We start from the raw sequence: 2,289 nt of genomic DNA, 5'->3' as shown, positions 1-2,289 counted from the left end.
TCCGGAGGGCGGTGACGGCCCAGCAGGTCGGACCGTCGCGGAGGGCGGTGGTGTCCCATCCGCCGACGGCGGCGCGGGGCGAGACCCCGTCCCCGACCCCGGCAAGGTGGCCTTTCTGTTCCCGGGGCAGGGCAGCCAGCGCCCCGGCATGTTCGCCGGTCTCTTCGTCGCTTTCCCCGAACTCCACGGCCATGCGCGGTTCGCCCGGGCCCATGCCGCTGTCCTCCATCCGCCGGCTGCCTTCGAGGAGCCGGAACGGGATGCGCAGCGGGCGAGGATCACCGACACCCGGGTGGCCCAGCCGGCGCTCGGCGTCGTCGGCCTGGCCGCCCACTCGCTGCTCACCGCGGCCGGAGTCCGCCCCGACATGGCCGCCGGGCACAGCTACGGCGAGCTGGTCGCGCTGTGCGCGGCGGGCGTGCTCGACCCGCCCGCGCTGCTGGAGCTGAGCGCCGAGCGGGCGTCCGCGATCCTGGACGCCGCCCGGGCCGCCGGGCCGGAGCCGGGCACCATGGCAGCGGTGACCGCCAGCCACAAGGACATCGAACGCGTGCTGCGCCACACCGACCTCGCCAACCGGGTGGTGGCCGCCAATCACAACGCGCCCGCCCAGACCGCGATCTCGGGGCCGCGGCGGGAGGTGGACGCCGCGGTCGGGCTGCTGCGGGAGGCCGGGCATCCGGTGAAGCGGCTCCCGGTGGCCTGCGCCTTCCACAGCCCGCTGGTGGCCGCGGCCGGCGACCGGTTCGCCGAGGCCCTCGCCCGACAGCCGATCCGTGCGCCCGAGTACCCGGTCTGGGCGAACCGCACCGCCGCCCCGCACAGCGGCCAGCCGGACGCGATCCGCGCGGAACTCGCGGCCCAGATCGGCGCGCCGGTCCGCTTCGTCGAGCAGATCGAGGCCATGTACGAGGCCGGGGCCAGGGTCTTCGTCGAGGCCGGGCCCGGCACCGTCCTCACCCGGCTGGTCGGCGAGATCCTCGGCGACCGCCCGCACCACGCCATCGCCTTCGAGGGACAGCGCGCCAGCGCACCCGGCGTCGACCGTGTCGGCGTCGGCGGCGGTGGTCCTCGCGGGCTGTACGGCTTTCTCGACGCCCTGGCCCAACTCGCCGTCGCCGGGCTGCCGGTGCGCACCGGCTGGATGTTCCGCGGCCGTGACGCCGTGGACGCCGGGCGCGCCACGCCGCAAAAGCGGCCCGGCTGGACGGTGGACGGCCAGCTGGTCCGTACCGCCACGGGAGAACTCCTGCCCGGCGCGCTCGCGCCGGCCCGACGTGTCGTGGAGGCGACGGTGAGCCAGACGGACCGGGACGCACTGATCCTGGAGTTCCTCAGAACCAGCCGGGAAATGGTCGCAGCCCAACGCGACGTGCTCCTCACCCACCTCGGAGCCACGCCGGACACCAGGCCCACCGCGCCCCCGGCCCCCGCAACGCCGTCCCTGCCGGTGCCGGCCGCGGCGGTCGCGGCGCCCGAGGCCGTGGGGCCGATGCCGACCACATCCGCGCCCACCGAGCCGGTGGCGGTCACCGAGGCGGAGGTGGCGCGGATAGTCGCGCAGATCATCAGCGAACGCACCGGATACCCGGTCGACATGATCGGACCGGACCTCGACCTCGAGGCCGATCTGAGCATCGACTCGATCAAGAGAGCCGAGATCGCAGGCGAGTTGACGGCCCGCCTCGGCGTGGGCGGCGACGGCGCCGCCCCGCTCGCGGACGAAGAGCTGGAAGAGCTGACGAAGGCCCGTACCACCGCCGCGGTCACCGCCTGGCTCACCCCCCGGCTGACCACCGAAGCGGCACCGGGGAGCCCGGCGGCGACCGGCGCCCCCGGCACCGCACGCGATGAGACCGCCGAACCGGCCGTCGCCACCGTCTCGTTCGGCGAGCCGCCCGTGGACACCGCTCCGAGGTCCATCGGCCCCACAGTCGGGACCACTCACTCCGTCAGGGGCGTGGCGCCGAAGCGGATGCGGATGCGGGCCGTGCCCCTGCCCGGGAACGGGCCGGCCGGCGATCCCTCGGCCGTTCTGTCCGGCAAGCGGTTCGTGCTGCTGGGCGGCGACGAGGCCATGGCCGAGACGGTCGGCGGACGGCTGCGGGGATACGGGGCCAAGGCGGTGGCCCTGGCGGGCGGGCAGCTTCTCGGCGAGCGCGAGGGCGACGGGCTGTCCCCCGGCCACCCGTGGGAGGTGCCGCCTGACGGGGTGATCCTGCTCCCGCCGTCCGCCGGGTCCGGCGCGCCCGTGCTGCCCGCCGCGTTCCCGGTGCTGCGGGCGGCCCT

At 75.9% G+C, this 2,289-nt stretch carries 1 protein-coding gene; it reads left to right on the top strand.

Annotation, left to right across the window (positions count from 1 at the left end; all coding sequences use genetic code 11):
* Window positions 1-2,289: acyltransferase domain-containing protein (locus tag ABTY62_RS47400; RefSeq protein ID WP_502997668.1), on the top strand; the 2,289-nt coding region annotated here is incomplete at both ends.

This window comes from Streptomyces sp. NPDC097640 (assembly GCF_040302705.1).
Classification (GTDB): Bacteria; Actinomycetota; Actinomycetes; order Streptomycetales; family Streptomycetaceae; genus Streptomyces.
Note: the sequence above shows the minus strand (reverse complement) of the source record. Positions and strands in the feature narration are given on the sequence as shown.